The sequence below is a fragment of the Streptomyces sp. NPDC002133 genome (genome assembly GCF_040296405.1).
Classification (GTDB): Bacteria; Actinomycetota; Actinomycetes; order Streptomycetales; family Streptomycetaceae; genus Streptomyces.
Genome location: NZ_JBEOXF010000006.1, coordinates 26,381 through 43,242 on the forward strand (window position 1 = coordinate 26,381; position 16,862 = coordinate 43,242).

The window sequence follows — 16,862 nt, forward strand, 5'->3', positions numbered from 1 at the left end:
CCGCCGCCCGCACTCCCCGACCTTCAGCCCCGTACCCTCCACCCTCAACCCTCGGAAGGCGGACCTCAATGGCCGACCCCCTCCTCTTCGACCCGCGCACGTACGACCCGGTGCAGTTCGACCCCGAGACCCGCAGGCTGCTGCGTGCCACCGTCGACTGGTTCGAGGACCGCGGCAAGCGCAGGCTCATCGAGGACTACCGTTCCCGCGCCTGGCTGGCCGACTTCCTCGCGTTCGCGGCCAAGGAAGGGCTGTTCGCCACCTTCCTCACCCCGGCGTCCGCCGCCGGACACAAGGACCAGCGCTGGGACACGGCCCGGATCGCCGCCCTCAACGAGATCTTCGGGTTCTACGGTCTCGACTACTGGTACGCCTGGCAGGTGACCATCCTCGGTCTCGGACCGGTCTGGCAGAGCGACAACACCGCGGCTCGCACCCGCGCGGCGGAACTCCTCGCCCAGGGCGAGGTGTTCGCCTTCGGTCTTTCCGAGAAGACCCATGGTGCCGACATCTACTCCACCGACATGCTGCTGACGCCTGACGGCCACGGCGGCTTCCGGGCCCGCGGTTCCAAGTACTACATCGGCAACGGCAACGCTGCCGGGCTCGTCTCGGTCTTCGGCCGACGCACCGACATCGAGGGCCCGGACGGCTACGTCTTCTTCGCCACCGACAGCCGCCACCCGGCCTATCACCTCGTGAAGAACGTCGTCGACTCCTCCAAGTACGTCAGCGAGTTCCGCCTCGAGGACTACCCAGTGGGCCCGGACGACGTCCTGCATACGGGCCGCGCCGCATTCGACGCCGCCCTCAACACCGTCAACGTCGGCAAGTTCAATCTCTGCACCGCCTCGATCGGCATCTGTGAGCACGCGATGTACGAGGCGGTCACCCACGCGCACAACCGCATCCTGTACGGCCGCCCCGTCACCGCCTTCCCGCACGTGCGCCGGGAGCTGGCCGACGCGTACGTCCGCCTCGTCGGCATGAAGCTGTTCAGCGACCGCGCCGTCGACTACTTCCGCTCCGCCTCATCGGACGACCGCCGCTATCTGCTGTTCAATCCGATGACGAAGATGAAGGTGACCACGGAGGGCGAGACGGTCATCGACCTGATGTGGGACGTGATCGCCGCCAAGGGTTTCGAGAAGGACACCTACTTCGCGCAGGCCGCCGTCGAGATACGGGGGCTGCCCAAGCTCGAGGGCACGGTCCACGTCAATCTCGCGCTGATCCTCAAGTTCATGCGCAACCACCTTCTGCACCCGGCCGAGTTCGCGGCCGTGCCGACCCGCCTTGACGCGGCCGACGACACGTTCCTCTTCGAGCAGGGACCGGCCCGTGGCCTGGGCTCCGTGCGCTTCCACGACTGGCGCCCCGCCTACGACGCATATGCCGGGGTGCCGAACGTCGCCCGCTTCCGGGAGCAGGCCGACGCCCTGTGCGAGTTCGTCGCCACTGCAGCCCCCGACGAGGAGCAGAGCCGCGACCTCGATCTCCTTCTCGCCGTCGGCCAGCTGTTCGCGCTGGTGGTGCACGGCCAGCTGATCCTGGAGCAGGCCCGTCTGACGGAGCTGGACGAGGACGTGCTCGACGAGCTGTTCTCCGTCCTCGTCCGCGACTTCTCCGCCTTCGCCGTCGAGCTGCACGGCAAGGACTCCGCCACCGCGGATCAGCAGCGCTGGGCGCTCGGTGCCGTCCGGCGTCCCGTCGTCGACGAAGCGCGTTCGGGGCGCGTCTGGGAGCGTGTCGAGGCACTGTCCGGAGCGTACGAGATGACGCCGTGACAGCGCGCCCAGGGGGTCCCTCGACACGTGACGGTCATGTCCCCCGGGAGCAGTGAAGCTCGCACCGTGGCCCTCCGCGCGACTGCCGCGCGAAGGGCCACGGTGCGTTGTGCCGACTTCGCCACGTGCTCGCCGTCGCCGTTGCCACGGTGGGCACCGTCGAGTCACGGCCGTCGACTCGGCAACGCCTGCCCCACCGCCCGTCGGGACTGCCCGTTCACGGCCGAAGGGTCGCGGAGCGATGCGGTGGAATCCGTCGGCCCCGACGCCACCGTTCGTGGCGCGACGGCCGCGGGGGAGCGGTCGTGGGGCCCGGCGGCGACCAGCGCTCTACGGTCCGCTCACCGGATTCATCGTGTTCCTGGTCTGGCTGTGGGTCTCGAACCTGGCATTTCTGACGGGTGCCCAGTTCAACGCCGAACTCGTCAAGGCGGGGCCCTGATGACCGCGGCCCGCCCTGCGCGCGGCGCCGGCTCCCTCAGGGGTCAGCCCCGGCCCGGCAGCGGGCCGGTGCGAGTTCCCGAAGTCTGCATGCCCTCGTACGGCGAGGACTGGAGCTCGGCGCCGGGGACGAAGTAATCGGCGTCCTTCGACCGTTGGGCCCCCGGGCGCGGACGAGGCGCCGGCTCGAGATGGGGGATGTGCTTGGAGCAGTGCACGTACGCCTCCTCCACCGTGATGTGCACCCAGAATTCGGGCCTGCGTCCAGGAGCGGTGTCCACAGGAAGGCGGGGGTAGGCCCGCCGCTGCTCTTCGTCCCGATGCAGACGAGCTTCGCCATTGACGTGCAGGCCGATGTGGTCATGGGTGAAGTCGACGAAGAGCAGGCCGATATGTGGGTTCTCGGTGATGTTCCCCGCGCTGGCGAGGACCCCGTTCCCGCGGTACTCGGGGTAGGTGAGGGTGCCGTCGTCCAGCACGGTGACGAAGCCCGGGGGACCGGCACGGAAGGTGACGTCGCAGGCGCCGCCGGCGTCCGCCGTTGACAGGAACGCCATGGTCTGCCGCCCTATGAAGTCCGTCATCTGCGGGGTGAGACGGGTCTGCACCTGGCGGTCGTAGAAGGTGGCGGCCTGGTCGGCCGTGCCGAGAAGGTGCTGCAGGCGGCGCTCGCCGACGGAGCCGGTGGACTCGTGGGTGTGGTTCACGGAACGCACTGCCTTCCTATGGCCTTCAGCGGGGCGTGGGGAGCGACGGCACTCTAACGCCGTATGGAGCAGGGTGTCGTCGTCCGTACGGACAAGCGACCGGCGATTCCTTCGCGGGCATGCGGAGAAGCAGCGCGGGTAACAGACCGCACACCGGACGACTCGGCTGGGAGCAACGGACAATGGTGCGGACCGAAGGCGAGGACAGCGAGGCGAAGGGCACGAGCACACCGTCGGCGAGGGGAACTGCCCCCATGGCGCCCCTCGTCAGGCGAGTGGCCGTGCTGCTGGCCTTCGTGGTGACGGTGGCCTTCAGCGTGGCTCTCGCCCGGCTGACCCTGGAGCCCTCGGTGGCATCGGAGCCACTGACACACAGCAATCTTCGCCCGGGCGAGTCCATCCGTGGCTACCTGGCACAGCCCGCTCTGCGTGACACGGTCAAGCAGCTCGGCGGAAACGTTCTGCTGGGCGTTCCCTTCGGCGTACTCCTGCCGGTTCTGCTGCCGCGAGCCCGCGGGCTTCTTCGCGTGGTGGTGGCGACGGCACTGGTCATGGTGCTGGTCGAACTGGTTCAAGGGGCCCTGATCACGGGCCGTGCCTTCGACATCGATGACGTCATCCTCAACACGACCGGTGCCCTGATCGGCTACCTCGTCGTCGGCCGGCGCCTCGGCCGAGCCGTCCACCCGAGGCGCCGGCACTGGTGGCACCGCTGGACCAGGCAGGAACGTGCGGCCTGATCATGCGGGCCGGCGCCGTGTTCGAAGGTGCCGGCGTCAGTCCTCGACCGGCCGGTACACGTCAGCGCCTCGTCCAGCTTGCCGATCAGGAGCGCCGAGGGCGCCGATACCACCTCGCTGTCGGAGACCGATTGTGTGCCCTCGGGCAGTTCGGAGACGATGAGGCGCCGTGGCCGTGCCCACGCCTGCAGCAGTGTCCTGGCGACGCCGTCGGCGAGAGCTGTTGCCGGCAGGCGGGTACGGGCGAAAGGGCCTCTGTGTGCATTGCGGACGTCGAGCAGGCCGTCGGCCAGGTTGTGACGGCGCGCCGGCGCAACGCCGAAACTGCGATGCGCGGCGTCCCCTGCGAAACAGAAGCCGGATCGAGCGGCGTCTTCCGTTCACCCGGGCATGCACGGGGCGTGTCGTGCTCAGAACCTGCAGTACGGCGAGCCACGGTCGAGGAGTGGACCGCCGATGCGGGGTGACCACCGCCCACGTATCCGGACGAGCTCCGGACACACCGCCTCAGGCAGGCCGCCGGCGGGGCGCCGGCCGCTCTCACCGCGTTCGCCGCCGTCCTGCTGCTCACCACCTGATCTCTGTACGCACGTCGGTCGGCGAGACCGGGCCCTCGCTGCAACTCATGATGGCGAGAGTCGCGCGGAGCACCGCAGGAGCCCGGTCAGCAGGGGACCGGACGGTTCTCCTGTACCCAGATCCTTTCGGCCTCGCTCTCTGAAGAGGGCAGTGCTATACCGTCCGTCATCCAGAGGTCCCGGGGTGTCGAGGAGTTAGCGGCTGATGGGGAGGGTGAGCCCCTCCACCGGGCCGGTGAGGGCGGACTTCATCTTCCGGGTGATGTCGTCAACGAGGACCTCGCTGTCGCCGCGCTCGACGCCGTCCAGGGCGATGCGGGCGACGTCGGCGGCGGTGATCTTCGGGACGGGGAGGGCCGAGGCCATGTCGGTGTCGGCGAAGCCCAGATGCACGCCGACGACCTGGGTGTGCTGGGCAGCGAGCTCGATGCGCAGGGAGTTCGTCAGAGACCAAAAGCCCGCCTTGGAGGCCCCGTAGGCGCCGGCTCCAGCGCCCCAGGACAGCAGCGAATGCATGTTGACCAGGACGCCGCCGCCGTGGCTCTTGAGCACCGGGGCGAATGCCTGGGTGATCCGCAGAGGACCGAAGACATTGGTGTCGAACGTGTCCTTGACCTGCTGCATGTCTATCTTGAGCAGCGGAGCCGCGTACATGATGCCAGCGTTGTTGTATACCGCGTTGACATCCTGGGCGCGCTCGGCCACGGCCGCGACCGAGTTGTCGTCGGTGACGTCCAGCGCGAGGACCTCGACCCGCTCATCGTGGCTCGGGACGGGCTTGCGTGCGGTGGCGTAGACCTTTGCCGCACCGCGGGCCAGCAGTTCTTCGACGTATGCCTTGCCGATGCCGCGCTGTCCTCCGGTGACAAGGGCGACAGAACCTTCGATTGCAGTCACGTGCGTTCTCCTCAATCAACGTGCTCGGGTATGCCGGCCCGCGGGGGCCGGGTTGGGCTGTTCTTCTCGTGACTCGATCGTCGTCCAGGCCTTCTCGATCGACCACAAGCTCGCATGCCATTACTCGAAACTTTCGGGACACGCACATGCGGACACGGTCACTCCCGCACCGGCACGCCCCGCAGGCGCCCCACGACGCTGGGTTCCGCCTGGCCGACGCCGCCCTGCCATGGGTCGCCGGGCCCCGTTCCTGCGGTTCTCCGCCCGGCTCGGCCTGTCAAGAGAGTCACGCTCGTAACATTGGGGCCATGGCTCCGCGTCGCGCTTCAGGCGCTGCCCCGCGTACTTGCCATTGATCTTGGTATCCCTACGTAGATTTCAACGCGCGGCCCAACACTCTGTACGAACTGACGATGTGCGGCGGATCCCGTGGCGGCGTCACCACCAGTACCAAGTTCACGGTGGGAGGCACAGCCGGGCTGTCTGACCGACTGGCGCCCTGGGCCATGAAGTGCATCGAGATCACCATAGGGACCGTCCGCGGCGGGCCGGCACGAAAACGATCTTGGTCGTGGGTTGTGAGGGCCCGCCGTCACCGCCTCGATCACGGACGCCTCCCCGAGATGAGCGCGTTCCTCACCGCTTGGGCCGCCGTCACCCTCATGAGTCCAGCCCTCACCGCCGCAATGCCGCACCATCGGCGGGGTGTCACCCTGCACCAACCGCAACAGCATTCGCGGAGCACTCATTGACAGGTTGGGGCCGTAGACAGGTTCTTATCGAAGGCCGGCCGCGTCCAGAAGTGTGGTCGCGGTGGTGACCGCCAAGCCATGCAGAGGCTGAGCCTGCACGACGGCCCGGGCGCTGGATCCGTCGAAGACGACAGTGAGCTGGCGCGCGAGCTGTTCCGGGTCCCGGGCGCCGGCGCGCCGGGCCTCCTGATGGAAGTACTCGGTGAGCATGTTCTTGAAGCGGCGCGCGACCATGCTGGCCGGGTGCTCGGGGTTCTTGAGCTCGACTGCGGTGGCCACCAGTGGGCAGCCCTGGTAGGCCGGTGAGCCCGACAGCGACTCGAGTCGCTCGAAGATGTGCAGGATGCGGGCGCGCGGTGGGGCGTCGTCCTCGCCCGGGACCAGCGTCTCCCAGTAGGTCAGCGCCGCGCGTTCCAGGCTCGCGGCCAGGACCTCGTCCTTGCTCGTGAACATCTGGTACATCGAACGCTTGGACACTCCGGCAGCCCGGCACAGCGCCTCGACCCCCACATGGACGCCCTCCCGGTAGAAGAGCAGCGCTGCGGCTTCCAGTAGCCGCTCGCGAGGTGCGGCAGCCGCCGCGGGCGGCGCTGTCGTCGCGGCGGCGGCGGTCGGGGCGGGGGGACTCACGTTCATGCCAGCCAGGGTACGTCGTCGACTTGCCTGTGGAAACCGATCAGTTTACGGTGGCCTGAAACCGATCGGTTTCCAACTTTGAGGAGTAGGCCCATGACCGCGATAGCAGGCTCGACCGTCCTGGTCACCGGAGGCAGCCGTGGCATCGGAAAGGCACTGGTCGAAGACCTGTACACGCGCGGTGCCAAGAAGGTGTACGCCACCGCTCGCGACCCGAGGACCGTCACCCACCCCGACGCCGTCGCGCTGGCCCTCGAGGTCACCGACCCGGCTTCGGTGGCCGCCGCCGCGGCTGCCGCGGGCGATGTCACGATCCTGATCAACAACGCGGGCGCGGCCATCGGCGCCTCCTACCTGTCCTCACCGATCGAGGACGTGCGCCGCGAGTTCGAGACCAACTTCTACGGACCGCTGCACACCGCCCGGGCCTTCGTCCCGATCATCGAGGCCAACGGCGGTGGCCACCTGCTCAACGTGCACTCCGTAGTGTCCTGGATCGCACTCGGCGGCTCCTACAGTGCGTCCAAGGCCGCGCTCTGGTCCCAGACGAACTCGCTGCGCGTGGACCTCAACCCGCGGGGCATCAACGTCACGGGTCTGCACGTCGGCTACGTCGAGACCGACCTGGCCGCCCACGTCGACGCGCCCAAGGTTTCCCCCGAAAGCGTTGCCGCGCTGGCGCTGGACGGCATTGAGAGCGACGCGTTCGAGGTGCTGGCCGACGAGACGAGCCGCCAGGTCAAGGCCGCGCTCTCCGGTGACCTCGAGGCTCTCTACCCGCAGCTGGCACGCTGATCAACGCTGCCGAGGAGACCGCCGGTGCCGACATCGTCGCCCGCGTGGTCGAGCTCGACCCTGGGCGGGAGAACTGCCGCACCGTGTGGCACCCGGCCAGGGCTTTCATCACCACCCGCAAGGCCGGCCCGTTCCCGCTGTGACAGCCAGGCGTCGGGGACGACGCTGCGCTCGCGCCGCGCCGTCCCCGACGCCTGCGCGAAGATCCCGCCCCTGAGCAGTCCCCTGGAGCCCTGACCACGATGACGACGACCGCCACCACAGCTGCCGTGACGGCCGGCCCTGAGGAGCCGCACCCGGTTTGGCGCATCCTCACCGAGCGCGCCCGGACCGGCAGTCGGCCCGGCGCGCGCGCTGACGGGCACCGCGTCGCACTGGCCATCGAGGGAGGCGGGATGCGCGGCATCATCGCGGGCGGGATGGCACTGGCGCTGCACGAACTCGGCCTGACCAACGGCTTCGACGCCGTCTACGGCGCCTCCGCCGGCGCCGCCTCCGGCGCGTGGCTGCTGAGCAGCAGCCCGCACTCGCTGCGCTTCCTCCCCAAGTACGCCGGAACGCTGATCCGGCCCTGGAACCCGCTGCGCGGGCGGCCGCTCGTTGACCTGCATGCCTTCTACGAGGTGCTCTACCGCGACGGCCACCAGGACTTCGCGCCGATGGACTTCGCATCGATCCTGGCCGGCGATGTCGAGTACCACCCGTTGGCCACCGACGCCGCTACCGGGGAGTCCACCGACCTGCGGCCCTTCATCGGCGACGCCGCCGAGTTGCGCCTGGCGCTACGGGCCAGCGCCGCCCTGCCGCTCCTGGCGGGCCACCCCGTGACGCTCCGCGGGCGCCGATACCACGACGCCAGCGTCTCTGAATCCGTGCCCTACCGAACCGCGCTGGCCCAAGGCGCGACCCATATCATGGTGCTGCGATCCCGGCGTGCCATCGACACGGCGCGCCCATCGCGCTCCGCCCCGGTCGTTGCCAAGACGCTGCTGCGCAGTGAACCCGTAGCCCTGCGCCGGGCGTTCCTCGACCGCCCGGCGCGCCTGACCGAAGACGACGCCTACCTGACCCACCACCCGGCGATCGTCTCGATCCGCCCCGCCCCGGGCACACCGCCGGTCGGACGCCTGTCTCGCGACGGCGACCTCCTCGAAACCGCACTGGAAGCCGGACGCGCCGCCGTCCACGAACCCTACAGCCAGCTGCACGACGGCCAAGAGAGCACGTCCACTGACTGACTTCCCACCTGCCTGTACGGATGAGTGACACAGCCTGTCGGCGTGCTGCCGACAGGCCGCCCAGGCCGACCGGCTTACTGCCGCCAGTTCGAGGGCGCCAACGCGCTCGCGGCCTCCAGCAACGACGCGGAGGCCTTCACGGACGCCCGGCGTGCAGCCGAGACGCTGCTGGACGCGGCGTTGAGGACCGCGCCCGGGGTCCGCGCCGCCGTCGACGGCCACGACCTTCCCGAGCACCGCCAGAATGCAGAACGGGACGCGGATCTTGATCGGAACCGGGACAGTGCCTTCTGAGCCGTGAAGATGAGGCTCGTCCGAGGTCTCTGTCATCACAGCAGAAAGGCACCTTCTGCGTGCGCACTACCGGATCACGCCCCAGGCTCGTTGTCTCGGCCGACGGTCGCGGGGTGGTCAACCACGCCGGATCCCGCCTGCTGGCGATCTCGGCGAGGCGACCGGCCTGACCGGTGCCTTCACCGATGCCCTGCGCCGGCTTCGGCCCGCGGAACCGGGCACGACCCGGGACGGATCGCGACCGATCCGCCAGTCATGCTCGCCGATGGCGGCGAGAGCATCACCGACCTGGCTCTGCTGCGCGACCAGCGTGAGGTGTTCGGCCCGGTGGCCTCTACCCCGACCGCCTGGCGGCTACTGGCCGGTATCGACCCCACTGCACTGGCGGCACTGGGCACGGCCCGGGCCGCGCGGGAGGTCGCCTGGCTGCAAGCCGCCGAAACCCGGGCAGGGATACCGGCTTCGCGGGCCGGTGGGCGCGACCTGTCCGGCCTGGTCCTTGGACATCGACGCCACCCTGGTCACCTGCCACTCGGACAAAGAGCAGGCGGCGGCCACTTCCGAGCGCGGCTTCGGCTACCACCCGATCCTGTGCTTCCTGGACATCACCGGTCAAGCCCAGTCCGGCGTGCTCAGGGCGGGCAACGCCGGAGCCGACACCGCCGCCGAACACGTCACCGTCCTGGACGCGGCCCTCGCCCAGATCCCCGACGCCACCGCCACGGCACTGATCTGCTCATCCGAACCGACGGCTCCGGAGGCGCCAAAGCGTTCCTGCACCACATACGCGCCCTGCGCCCCCGAGAGATCCGCACCTTCTTCTCGGTCGGACATCGCGTCACCGAGCCGGTCCGTCGCGCGATGCGTCACCGAGTCGGTCCGTCGCGCGATCCGGGCTCTGCCCGAGCACGTGTGGCACCCCGCGCTGGGGCAGGACGGCGAACTGGCCGTCGCCGAACCGAAGAAGCTCCGCTACCGACTGCTGCACGCCGCGGCCCGCATCACCCGCGGCGGCCGCCGACTCCACCTGCGAATCTCCGCAACCTGGCCCTGGCGATACGAGCTGACCAGCACCTTCGCCCGCCTCATGGCGCTGCCACGGCCGGCCACTTGAACCACGGCACCGTCCCTGCCCACCCACGATCCGAGGAGCACCGGAGAACCCGACCCGCGCATCGGGCCTCAGCCATGCCCTCCCCGCCACGAGCAACCAGAACCACCGCTTCAACGCGACGAGACAGCTCAGCAACCCGAAACGAGACGGGGCGGCGATAGGCGGGTGACGAACGCGCTGATGTGGGAGGCGATCTGATCGGGGACCTCCAGTGGTGACAGGTGACCGGTACCGCCGAGCTCGGTGAGGGTGGCAGTGGTGATCAGAGGAAGCAGGTGTTCGCGCAGAATCTGCGGCGGCTCCACCTTGTCGTCGCTGCCTGCCAGCACCAGGACGGGTACGTCGATCGCACCGACCCTGTCCGTGAAGTCCTCGACCAGCGCCTGTCGCGGCCAGGCCATGCGGGCCGCCTCGCCTGCCCGGGAGCTGTCCTCGTGTACCTGCCGGCGTGCCCCGGCGGACAGCTCGCCGTTGGTCAGTACGAGATCGATGCTTCGGTCGATGGTCTCGTGGTTGTCGTAGGCGTGCGCCAGCGCCTCCTGGAACTCGTGTGTCACACCGATCGGAGCCGGCGGGGCGGGTGCGACAAGTACTACGCCCTTCAGTCCGGCCGGGCGGCGGGAGGCGAGCACCTGGGCCACCTTTCCACCCATTGAGTGGCCCACCACGACGTATTCGCTGTGGCCGAGTTCGTCGATGACGCGCTCGGCGTCGTCGGCGAGCTGCTCGATGCTGTAGGGGCCAGGGACGTGGGTGGACTCACCCCAGCCGCGGTGATCGAACGAGACGAACGTCTGCGCGGGGCTGAGGCGCTCGATGACCGGTCGCCAGGTGCGGTGGGAGCCGCCCCAGTAGTGGAGGAAGACCAGGGCCGGCCCGTCGCCCTCGCGGACGTGGCCGTAGATCCGCCCGTTCCTCACGTTGAAGTACCGGCCGATCGGGGTGTAGGTCACGGCAGTCGGGTCTCCTTACCTGGTGCGGTGCGAGGACGCTTTGCTGCGGCCGCGGCCGACGTGAGCCTCGGCTGCTGGGTCTTCATGCTCATGACTCGATCTTCGTCCCGCCCTTCTCGATCAACCACAACCTTGTATGCCACCATTAGCAATTTTCGGGACACGCCCACGGACGGTCACTCGCTGATCGACAGAGCCGCGTCGCTGCTCTTGGTGACCATGGTCGATGGCTGTGACACGCCGGCGCCCTTCACGGCTGCTCGGGTGACTGGGGCATTGAACCGCTCCTGGACACCGTCGCCCTGCCGTCCGAGTTCCCGCCCAGTCGGCGCATTCACCTGCTTGGGCCGCCAGGCATTCCTGCAGTAGATTTGCCTGTCCAGAAAGTTGCGGTTCTAGCATGGGAAACATGGCTCCTCATCGCGTCGCGGTCCTGGTGCTGCCCTGTGTGCTTCCCATCGATCTGGGCATTCCGACCCAGATTTTCAACGCAAGGCCCAACACCCCATACGAACTCACGCTGTGCAGCGAAGCTCGTGGCAGCATCGCGACCAGCACCGGGTTCACGGTCGGAGGCACATCAGGACTTCCTGCCCTGGCCAGGGCCGACACGATCATTGTGCCGGGCTACTGGGAATATCAGCGGCCACCGGCAACTGAGGTCACGGCGGCTCTGAAACTTGCCTTCAGCCGAGGCGCCCGCATCGCCTCCATCTGCACCGGCGCCTTCGCATTGGCCGCGGCGGGTCTGCTGAACGGCCGCACAGTCACGACGCACTGGGCCAGCGCCGATGAACTCGAAAAGCTCTACCCCGAGGTCCGCGTAGACCGCAGCGTCCTCTACATCGACGACGACCCCCTGCTGACCTCCGCGGGTGTGACCGCCGGCATCGACCTCTGTCTCTACATCGTCCGCAAGGACCTCGGCAGTGCCGTCGCCAACGACATCGCCCGCGAACTGGTCGCCGCACCGCATCGCGACGGCGGCCAGGCCCAGTTCATCGCTCAGCCTCTGCCTGAGCCCAGTTCCCACACGCTTGCCGACACCCGCGACTGGGCCCTGAGTCACCTCGATGAAACGCTCACGCTGGAGGTTCTTGCCCGGCACGCCCGGGTCTCCGCCCGCACCCTGGTCCGCATGTGGCGCCAGGAAACCGGCATCACTCCGCACCAGTGGCTGCTCACCGCCCGCGTCAACCACGCCCGCGAACTCCTGGAAGTCACCGACCTCGGAATCGAGCAGGTCGCCGCCCAAAGCGGCCTCGGAACCAGCACCAACCTCCGTGCCCGGTTCCGCGACGCGATCGGCACCACACCCTCTGCCTACCGGCGGACCTTTCAGCAGACAACCACGGAGTGAGTGAAGCTGCCCGTGTGTCGATGCTCCTGCGGCCTTTCCCTGCGGCCCGGGGCTCCCATGGTGATCGCCATGAACCTGCGCACCGGGGTTGAGTGACGATCGGGATGTCCCGAAACTTACGAGGCGTGGCGCTGAACGCTGTCGATTCCTTTCGCGGCTCCGACGACGATCGACAGCAACGGGACTTTCTCACAGAGCGCGGACAGCTGCTATGCCGATGCCCGGCGTATACGCCCCCAATAGGGTCTTCAGCCACTAGTACGTGCTGACGTCCGGCCGGCGGTGCGCGCCTTGACCGGCCGGTTCCAGGGTGCTTGCGCGCCCATATCCGTACATCGCAAATAGAAAGGTGATCACTCCATGAGTAACGTCGAAGAAGGGAACAAGGCCATCGTGCGTGAAGCTTTCGACGCTCTTTTCAATAAGCGGGACTACGCCGGTGCCGAGCGGTTCTGGTCCCCCGACTACATCCAGCACAGCGCCCATATCGCACCCGGCCGGGAGGGACTCTTCGACCTGGTCAAGAGCCTCCCGGCGGAGCTGAAGCACGAATGCGAGCTGATTATGGCGGAAGGGGACACGGTCATCGTGTGGGGACGCTTCTCGGGCCACGGACAGCCCGCCCCGTGGATCGCCGCCGACATCCTCCGTATCGAGGACGGCATCCTGGTGGAGCACTGGGACGTGATCCAGGAGGAAGCATCTCGCGAACAGTCCCTGAGCGGCCTGCCGATGTACGGCGACGACTTCCCCGAGGAGCGCTGAGGATGAGCACCTATCGGGTCGCGCAGGTGGACGAACCCAACGGCACGTTCGAACTCACCGAGCGAGAGGTGCCGCAGCCGGGTTCCGGACAGGTCAGGATCGCCGTGGAGGCGTGCGGCGTCTGTCACTCTGACGCGGCTTTCGTGAGCGCTGGGCTCCCAGGCGTGTCGTTCCCCGATGTACCGGGGCACGAGATCGCCGGATACATCGAGGAGCTGGGCGAAGGCGTTCAGGACCGTGGATGGCAGATCGGTGACCGGGTCGCGGTCGGCTGGTTCGGGGGCAGTTGTGGCCATTGCAGGCCCTGCCGGCAGGGCGACTTCATTGTCTGCCGGAACCTGAAGGTCCCCGGGTGGACGTATGACGGAGGATTCGCCGAGAAGGTGATTGCGCCGGCCGACGCCCTGGCCCGTATCCCCGACGCGCTGTCGGCGGTCGACGCGGGGCCGATGGCCTGCGCCGGCGTGACCGTCTTCAACGGCTTGCGGCGCAGCTCCGCCCGTCCCGGCGATCTGGTCGCGGTGCTCGGCCTCGGCGGCCTGGGGCACCTCGGAGTGCAGTACGCGGCTGCGATGGGCTTCGAGACCGTTGCCATCGCCCGCGGCCCCGAGAAGGCCGACTTCGCCAAGCAGCTCGGCGCCCATCACTACATCGACAGCACCTCCGGCACTCCAGTCGCCGAAGCGTTGCAGTCCCTCGGCGGCGCCAAGGTCGTACTGGCCACGGCGGGCAACTCCGAGGCCATCACCGCGACCGTGGACGGTCTGGCCCCCCGCGGGGAGCTCGTGACCATCGGAGTGGACTCGACTGCACTCGGCATCAACCCGACCCAGCTGCTCGTGAGCGGCCATGTCGTCCGAGGCCATCCCGCCGGCACCTCGCAGGATGTGGAGGACACCATGGCCTTCAGCGCCCTGCACAACATCCGGCCGATGACCGAGACCATGCCACTGGACCGTGTGAACGAGGGCTTCCAGAAGATGCTCTCCGGCAAGGCGCGGTTCCGTGTCGTCCTGACGATGGGGGCGTGAACGATGAGTACGCAGGATCTGGCCAAGGCCACGCCGGCCGAGGTGCCGGCGAACGAGTTCCGGGACGTGTTCGATGCTCAGAAGGCGCGCTTCGCGTCAGGCATCACACGGTCGTACGAGTGGCGGATCGATCAGCTCGACCGTATGGCGCGCATGATCGGTGAGAACGAGGAGCGCCTCCAGCAGGCCATACGCAGCGACTTCAAGACCGCCAAGTCCGAGTACGTCTTCGAGACGTTGTCCGCCGTGTTCGAGGTCGCGTTTCAGAAGAGCCAGCTGAGGGACTGGATGGAGCCGGTCGAGGCCCCGGTTCCGCGGGCGCTCGCCGCGACCGGCCACCGCGCGGAGGTCCATCGCGATCCCTACGGCGTCACGCTCGTCATCGGGCCGTCCAACGGTCCGTTGACGCTTCTGATCCGTCCCGCGCTCGCGGTGTTGGCTGCGGGCAATACGTGTGTTCTGTCGATCAGCAGGGGTCTGAGCGCCACCTCAGAGGTTCTGCTCGACCTTGTTCCGAGGTACTTCGATCCTCGTGACGTGACTGCTCTGCTGGGTGGCCGGGAATCGAACACGGCGCTGCTGGAGCTCCCGTTCGACTTTATCGTTTTCACCGGGAGTCCGAAGGTGGGGAAGGCGGTTGCGCGCGCGGCAGCGGAGCATCTCACGCCGGTGCTGCTCGAACTCGGCGGTCAGAACCCGGCGCTGGTCGACCAGACGGCGAACATCCCCGACGCCGCGAAGAAGATCGTGTGGGGTGCGATGGCCTGGGGTGGTCAATGGTGCACATCGCCGGGATACGCGTATGTCCACGAGTCGGTCGCCGATGAGTTCGTGGCCGAAGCCAAGAAGGCGCTGGTCGAGCTCTACGGCGACGACCCGAGGCACAACCCGGACTACTCTCGTATGGTCAGCGCGGCGTCGCGCGGTTGGCCAGTCTCGTCGATCCCGACAAGGTCGTCATCGGTGGTCGGTCCGACCCGGAGGAACGCTACCTCGACCCGACGATCGTCTACCCCGTCTCATGGGACGACAAGATCATGGAGGACGAGGTCTTCGGCCCCATCCTCCCCGTGCTTCGTTATACGTCCCTCGACGAGGCGTTCACGCACATCGCAGCAACACCGCCGCCACTCGCCGGCTTCGTGTTCAGCCGCGATCAGAGGACGATCGACCGGTTCATCGGTGAGCTCTCGTACGGAGGGGGCGCGGTGAACCAGGTGAACATTCACCTCTACATCGAGTCGATGCCGTTCGGCGGCGTCGGCGCGGCCGGAATGGGCGAGTACTACGGCAAAGCGGGATTCGACACGTTCACCAATGCGAAGTCGATCCTGATCTCGCCGCCGGACGTTGCGATCGACCACCTCTTCCCCCCATACACCGACGACAAGATCGAAGCACTGAATCAGTGGTTCGACTACTGAACTCGGCGAGGCTGCGCGGGTAATGACCGCGGGAGCACTGGACCGAGCACCGGTCCAGTGCTCCCGCAACGCAGCGACCAAGGGGTGGCTTGACACCTTCGAAGCCCAAACATGAAGACACCTGAACACTTTCGAGCCAGCTGTCCGACCCGGGCAGGCCACAAACGAATGGAGAAAACAATGACGGTTGCTGGGATGAAAGGCTTCCGTCTGCTGACGGAGGATGTGCTCACCTTGGCTGAGGCGCTCGGCGACGACGACTGGAGCCGCCCCAGCGGCGCCGAGGGCTGGACGGTCAAGGACGTCTTTTCGCACACCGGTCAGCTTGTCTCGCTGCTGACGGCAGCCGTCCAGGGGACTCTGGAGTACCCGGATCCTCCCCTCGGAATCGAGCCGTTGAACAACGTCCTGGTCGGCTCGACTCGCGAGCAGAAGCCTGCCGCGATCATTGACTTCCTGCGAGCCCAGTCCGAAACCGCGTTTCCCGTGTTCGAGGCCCTCCAGGAGGAGCCCCTGGCGTCCTCCACGGCAGAGTTGCTCGACCTCGGGACGTATGAACTGCACGCGATCCCGAACATGTTCACCTTCGACTTCGCCACGCACCTCCACTTCGATCTCCTCGCTCCCCGCGGACCGCTGAACGTCCCGTGGCCACTCATGGGCAAAGATCGAATGGCGCCCGCTGTCGACTGGCTCATGGGCGGAATCCCAAAGATGCAGTCCACCCTGTATCGCTCGCTTCACGCACCCGTCGGCCTCGATCTGACAGGACCGGCATCGACGAGCGTCGTCGTCCACCGCGTCGGGGATGCCATCGTCGTTGACGACAGCAGCACCGCTCCATCTCCCGCAGCTGTGGTGACATCGTCAACCTTCGACTTCCTTGCCTGGTCGACCACCCGGATTCCGTGGCGTGAAGTGACTCGGGTGACCGGCGACGTCTCCATCGCGGCGAGCTTCCTGGACGAGCTGAATCTGATCTGACCGACGGAGCCGGGCGTATCGCCCGCCGGCAGGAACAGGCGATCCTCCCTGGTCGGGCATCCTGACAGGCGAACAGGATGCCGACGGCGCCGGACGAGGCGTCTGGTGAGGCTGATCCTTTGGAGTGGACACCCTGACAATGGATCTTGACGGTCCAGGGAGGGATGTCCAGGTGGGCCTGGGTCCCCATCTACCGCACCGCCACCCCCGGTGCCGCGGCGGACGAGGGAGTTCCTGCCGAACGGCACCGTTCCGTCCCCGTTGTGCCCGCATGGCACGGCGCCGCGACCCTGGTCCTGGTTCTGTTGGCCGCGCTCGGGGTCGGCCGCAGCTGACCCCCGTGCCGGCGCCGTGCCTTTCAGCCGG

16 protein-coding genes and 2 pseudogenes are annotated in these 16,862 nt (G+C 67.9%); 14 read left to right on the forward strand and 4 right to left on the reverse strand.

The window, feature by feature from the left end; genetic code table 11:
* The first annotated feature begins 68 nt into the window (after nucleotides 1–68).
* Nucleotides 69–1,787 carry an acyl-CoA dehydrogenase family protein gene (locus tag ABT078_RS09605; RefSeq protein ID WP_351225665.1) on the forward strand — a complete coding sequence of 573 codons (1,719 nt, stop codon included), beginning with the start codon at nucleotides 69–71 and terminating at the stop codon, nucleotides 1,785–1,787.
* 328 nt (nucleotides 1,788–2,115) lie between these two features.
* Nucleotides 2,116–2,229 (forward strand): annotated as a pseudogene (locus ABT078_RS09610) (ribonuclease BN); the annotation flags it as partial.
* A gap of 43 nt (nucleotides 2,230–2,272) precedes the next feature.
* On the opposite strand, the gene ABT078_RS09615 reads toward ABT078_RS09610, so the two are convergent.
* Nucleotides 2,273–2,935, reverse strand: coding sequence for a pyridoxamine 5'-phosphate oxidase family protein (locus ABT078_RS09615; RefSeq protein ID WP_351225667.1), 663 nt, complete (start codon nucleotides 2,933–2,935; stop codon nucleotides 2,273–2,275).
* 182 nt (nucleotides 2,936–3,117) lie between these two features.
* On the opposite strand from ABT078_RS09615, the gene ABT078_RS09620 reads away from it, so the two are divergent.
* Nucleotides 3,118–3,675, forward strand: a complete 558-nt coding sequence (locus ABT078_RS09620; protein WP_351225669.1) for a VanZ family protein — start codon at nucleotides 3,118–3,120, stop codon at nucleotides 3,673–3,675.
* 773 nt (nucleotides 3,676–4,448) lie between these two features.
* Here the strand turns inward: ABT078_RS09620 and ABT078_RS09625 are convergent.
* Complete coding sequence (locus tag ABT078_RS09625) at nucleotides 4,449–5,150, reverse strand: SDR family oxidoreductase (RefSeq protein ID WP_351225671.1); 702 nt, start codon at nucleotides 5,148–5,150, stop codon at nucleotides 4,449–4,451.
* Nucleotides 5,151–5,926: 776 nt separating this feature from the next.
* The gene (locus tag ABT078_RS09630; protein WP_351225673.1) at nucleotides 5,927–6,538 is read right to left on the reverse strand and encodes a TetR/AcrR family transcriptional regulator; all 612 of its coding nucleotides are present in this window, start codon (nucleotides 6,536–6,538) and stop codon (nucleotides 5,927–5,929) included.
* Between the two features lie 93 nt (nucleotides 6,539–6,631).
* Here ABT078_RS09630 and ABT078_RS09635 point away from each other — a divergent pair, with 93 nt between their 5' ends.
* The 4 genes from ABT078_RS09635 (at nucleotide 6,632) to ABT078_RS42620 (ending at nucleotide 9,979) form a co-directional block, all read left to right on the forward strand.
* Nucleotides 6,632–7,333 carry an SDR family oxidoreductase gene (locus ABT078_RS09635; RefSeq protein WP_351225675.1) on the forward strand — a complete coding sequence of 234 codons (702 nt, stop codon included), beginning with the start codon at nucleotides 6,632–6,634 and terminating at the stop codon, nucleotides 7,331–7,333.
* A gap of 242 nt (nucleotides 7,334–7,575) precedes the next feature.
* A complete protein-coding gene (locus ABT078_RS09640; RefSeq protein WP_351225677.1) occupies nucleotides 7,576–8,571 on the forward strand; it encodes a patatin-like phospholipase family protein in 996 nt (331 codons plus the stop codon).
* 24 nt (nucleotides 8,572–8,595) lie between these two features.
* Nucleotides 8,596–8,865, forward strand: coding sequence for a hypothetical protein (locus tag ABT078_RS09645; protein ID WP_351225678.1), 270 nt, complete (start codon nucleotides 8,596–8,598; stop codon nucleotides 8,863–8,865).
* A gap of 499 nt (nucleotides 8,866–9,364) precedes the next feature.
* A complete protein-coding gene (locus ABT078_RS42620; protein ID WP_502981184.1) occupies nucleotides 9,365–9,979 on the forward strand; it encodes a hypothetical protein in 615 nt (204 codons plus the stop codon).
* Between the two features lie 128 nt (nucleotides 9,980–10,107).
* On the opposite strand, the gene ABT078_RS09655 is transcribed toward ABT078_RS42620, so the two are convergent.
* Nucleotides 10,108–10,932, reverse strand: coding sequence for an alpha/beta fold hydrolase (locus ABT078_RS09655; protein WP_351225680.1), 825 nt, complete (start codon nucleotides 10,930–10,932; stop codon nucleotides 10,108–10,110).
* Nucleotides 10,933–11,341: 409 nt separating this feature from the next.
* Here ABT078_RS09655 and ABT078_RS09660 point away from each other — a divergent pair, with 409 nt between their 5' ends.
* The 7 genes and pseudogenes from ABT078_RS09660 to ABT078_RS09690 all read left to right on the forward strand — a co-directional run bounded on the left by ABT078_RS09660 (nucleotide 11,342) and on the right by ABT078_RS09690 (nucleotide 16,831).
* Nucleotides 11,342–12,292: a GlxA family transcriptional regulator gene (locus ABT078_RS09660; RefSeq protein WP_502981196.1), complete on the forward strand. Its 951-nt coding sequence runs from the start codon at nucleotides 11,342–11,344 to the stop codon at nucleotides 12,290–12,292.
* A gap of 360 nt (nucleotides 12,293–12,652) precedes the next feature.
* Nucleotides 12,653–13,057: a nuclear transport factor 2 family protein gene (locus ABT078_RS09665; protein WP_351225684.1), complete on the forward strand. Its 405-nt coding sequence runs from the start codon at nucleotides 12,653–12,655 to the stop codon at nucleotides 13,055–13,057.
* 2 nt (nucleotides 13,058–13,059) lie between these two features.
* Nucleotides 13,060–14,088: an alcohol dehydrogenase gene (locus ABT078_RS09670; RefSeq protein WP_351225686.1), complete on the forward strand. Its 1,029-nt coding sequence runs from the start codon at nucleotides 13,060–13,062 to the stop codon at nucleotides 14,086–14,088.
* Between the two features lie 3 nt (nucleotides 14,089–14,091).
* Nucleotides 14,092–14,994: pseudogene (locus ABT078_RS09675) on the forward strand (aldehyde dehydrogenase family protein); the annotation flags it as partial.
* Nucleotides 14,995–15,014: 20 nt separating this feature from the next.
* On the forward strand, nucleotides 15,015–15,512 hold the full coding sequence (locus ABT078_RS09680) for an aldehyde dehydrogenase family protein (RefSeq protein ID WP_351225688.1): 498 nt from the start codon (nucleotides 15,015–15,017) through the stop codon (nucleotides 15,510–15,512).
* Nucleotides 15,513–15,623: 111 nt separating this feature from the next.
* Nucleotides 15,624–16,496, forward strand: a complete 873-nt coding sequence (locus ABT078_RS09685; RefSeq protein ID WP_351225690.1) for a maleylpyruvate isomerase N-terminal domain-containing protein — start codon at nucleotides 15,624–15,626, stop codon at nucleotides 16,494–16,496.
* Nucleotides 16,497–16,660: 164 nt separating this feature from the next.
* Nucleotides 16,661–16,831, forward strand: a complete 171-nt coding sequence (locus ABT078_RS09690; RefSeq protein ID WP_351225692.1) for a hypothetical protein — start codon at nucleotides 16,661–16,663, stop codon at nucleotides 16,829–16,831.
* Nucleotides 16,832–16,862 lie beyond the last annotated feature (31 nt).

Coding starts and splice junctions, on each gene's coding strand:
- ABT078_RS09670 (WP_351225686.1), top strand. CDS start 13,060: ATGAGCACCTATCGGGTCGCGCAGGTGGACGAACCCAACGGCACGTTC.
- ABT078_RS09605 (WP_351225665.1), top strand. CDS start 69: ATGGCCGACCCCCTCCTCTTCGACCCGCGCACGTACGACCCGGTGCAG.
- ABT078_RS09635 (WP_351225675.1), top strand. CDS start 6,632: ATGACCGCGATAGCAGGCTCGACCGTCCTGGTCACCGGAGGCAGCCGT.
- ABT078_RS09640 (WP_351225677.1), top strand. CDS start 7,576: ATGACGACGACCGCCACCACAGCTGCCGTGACGGCCGGCCCTGAGGAG.
- ABT078_RS09685 (WP_351225690.1), top strand. CDS start 15,624: ATGAAGACACCTGAACACTTTCGAGCCAGCTGTCCGACCCGGGCAGGC.
- ABT078_RS09630 (WP_351225673.1), bottom strand. CDS start 6,538: ATGAACGTGAGTCCCCCCGCCCCGACCGCCGCCGCCGCGACGACAGCG.
- ABT078_RS09690 (WP_351225692.1), top strand. CDS start 16,661: ATGTCCAGGTGGGCCTGGGTCCCCATCTACCGCACCGCCACCCCCGGT.
- ABT078_RS09620 (WP_351225669.1), top strand. CDS start 3,118: ATGGTGCGGACCGAAGGCGAGGACAGCGAGGCGAAGGGCACGAGCACA.
- ABT078_RS09665 (WP_351225684.1), top strand. CDS start 12,653: ATGAGTAACGTCGAAGAAGGGAACAAGGCCATCGTGCGTGAAGCTTTC.
- ABT078_RS09660 (WP_502981196.1), top strand. CDS start 11,342: ATGGCTCCTCATCGCGTCGCGGTCCTGGTGCTGCCCTGTGTGCTTCCC.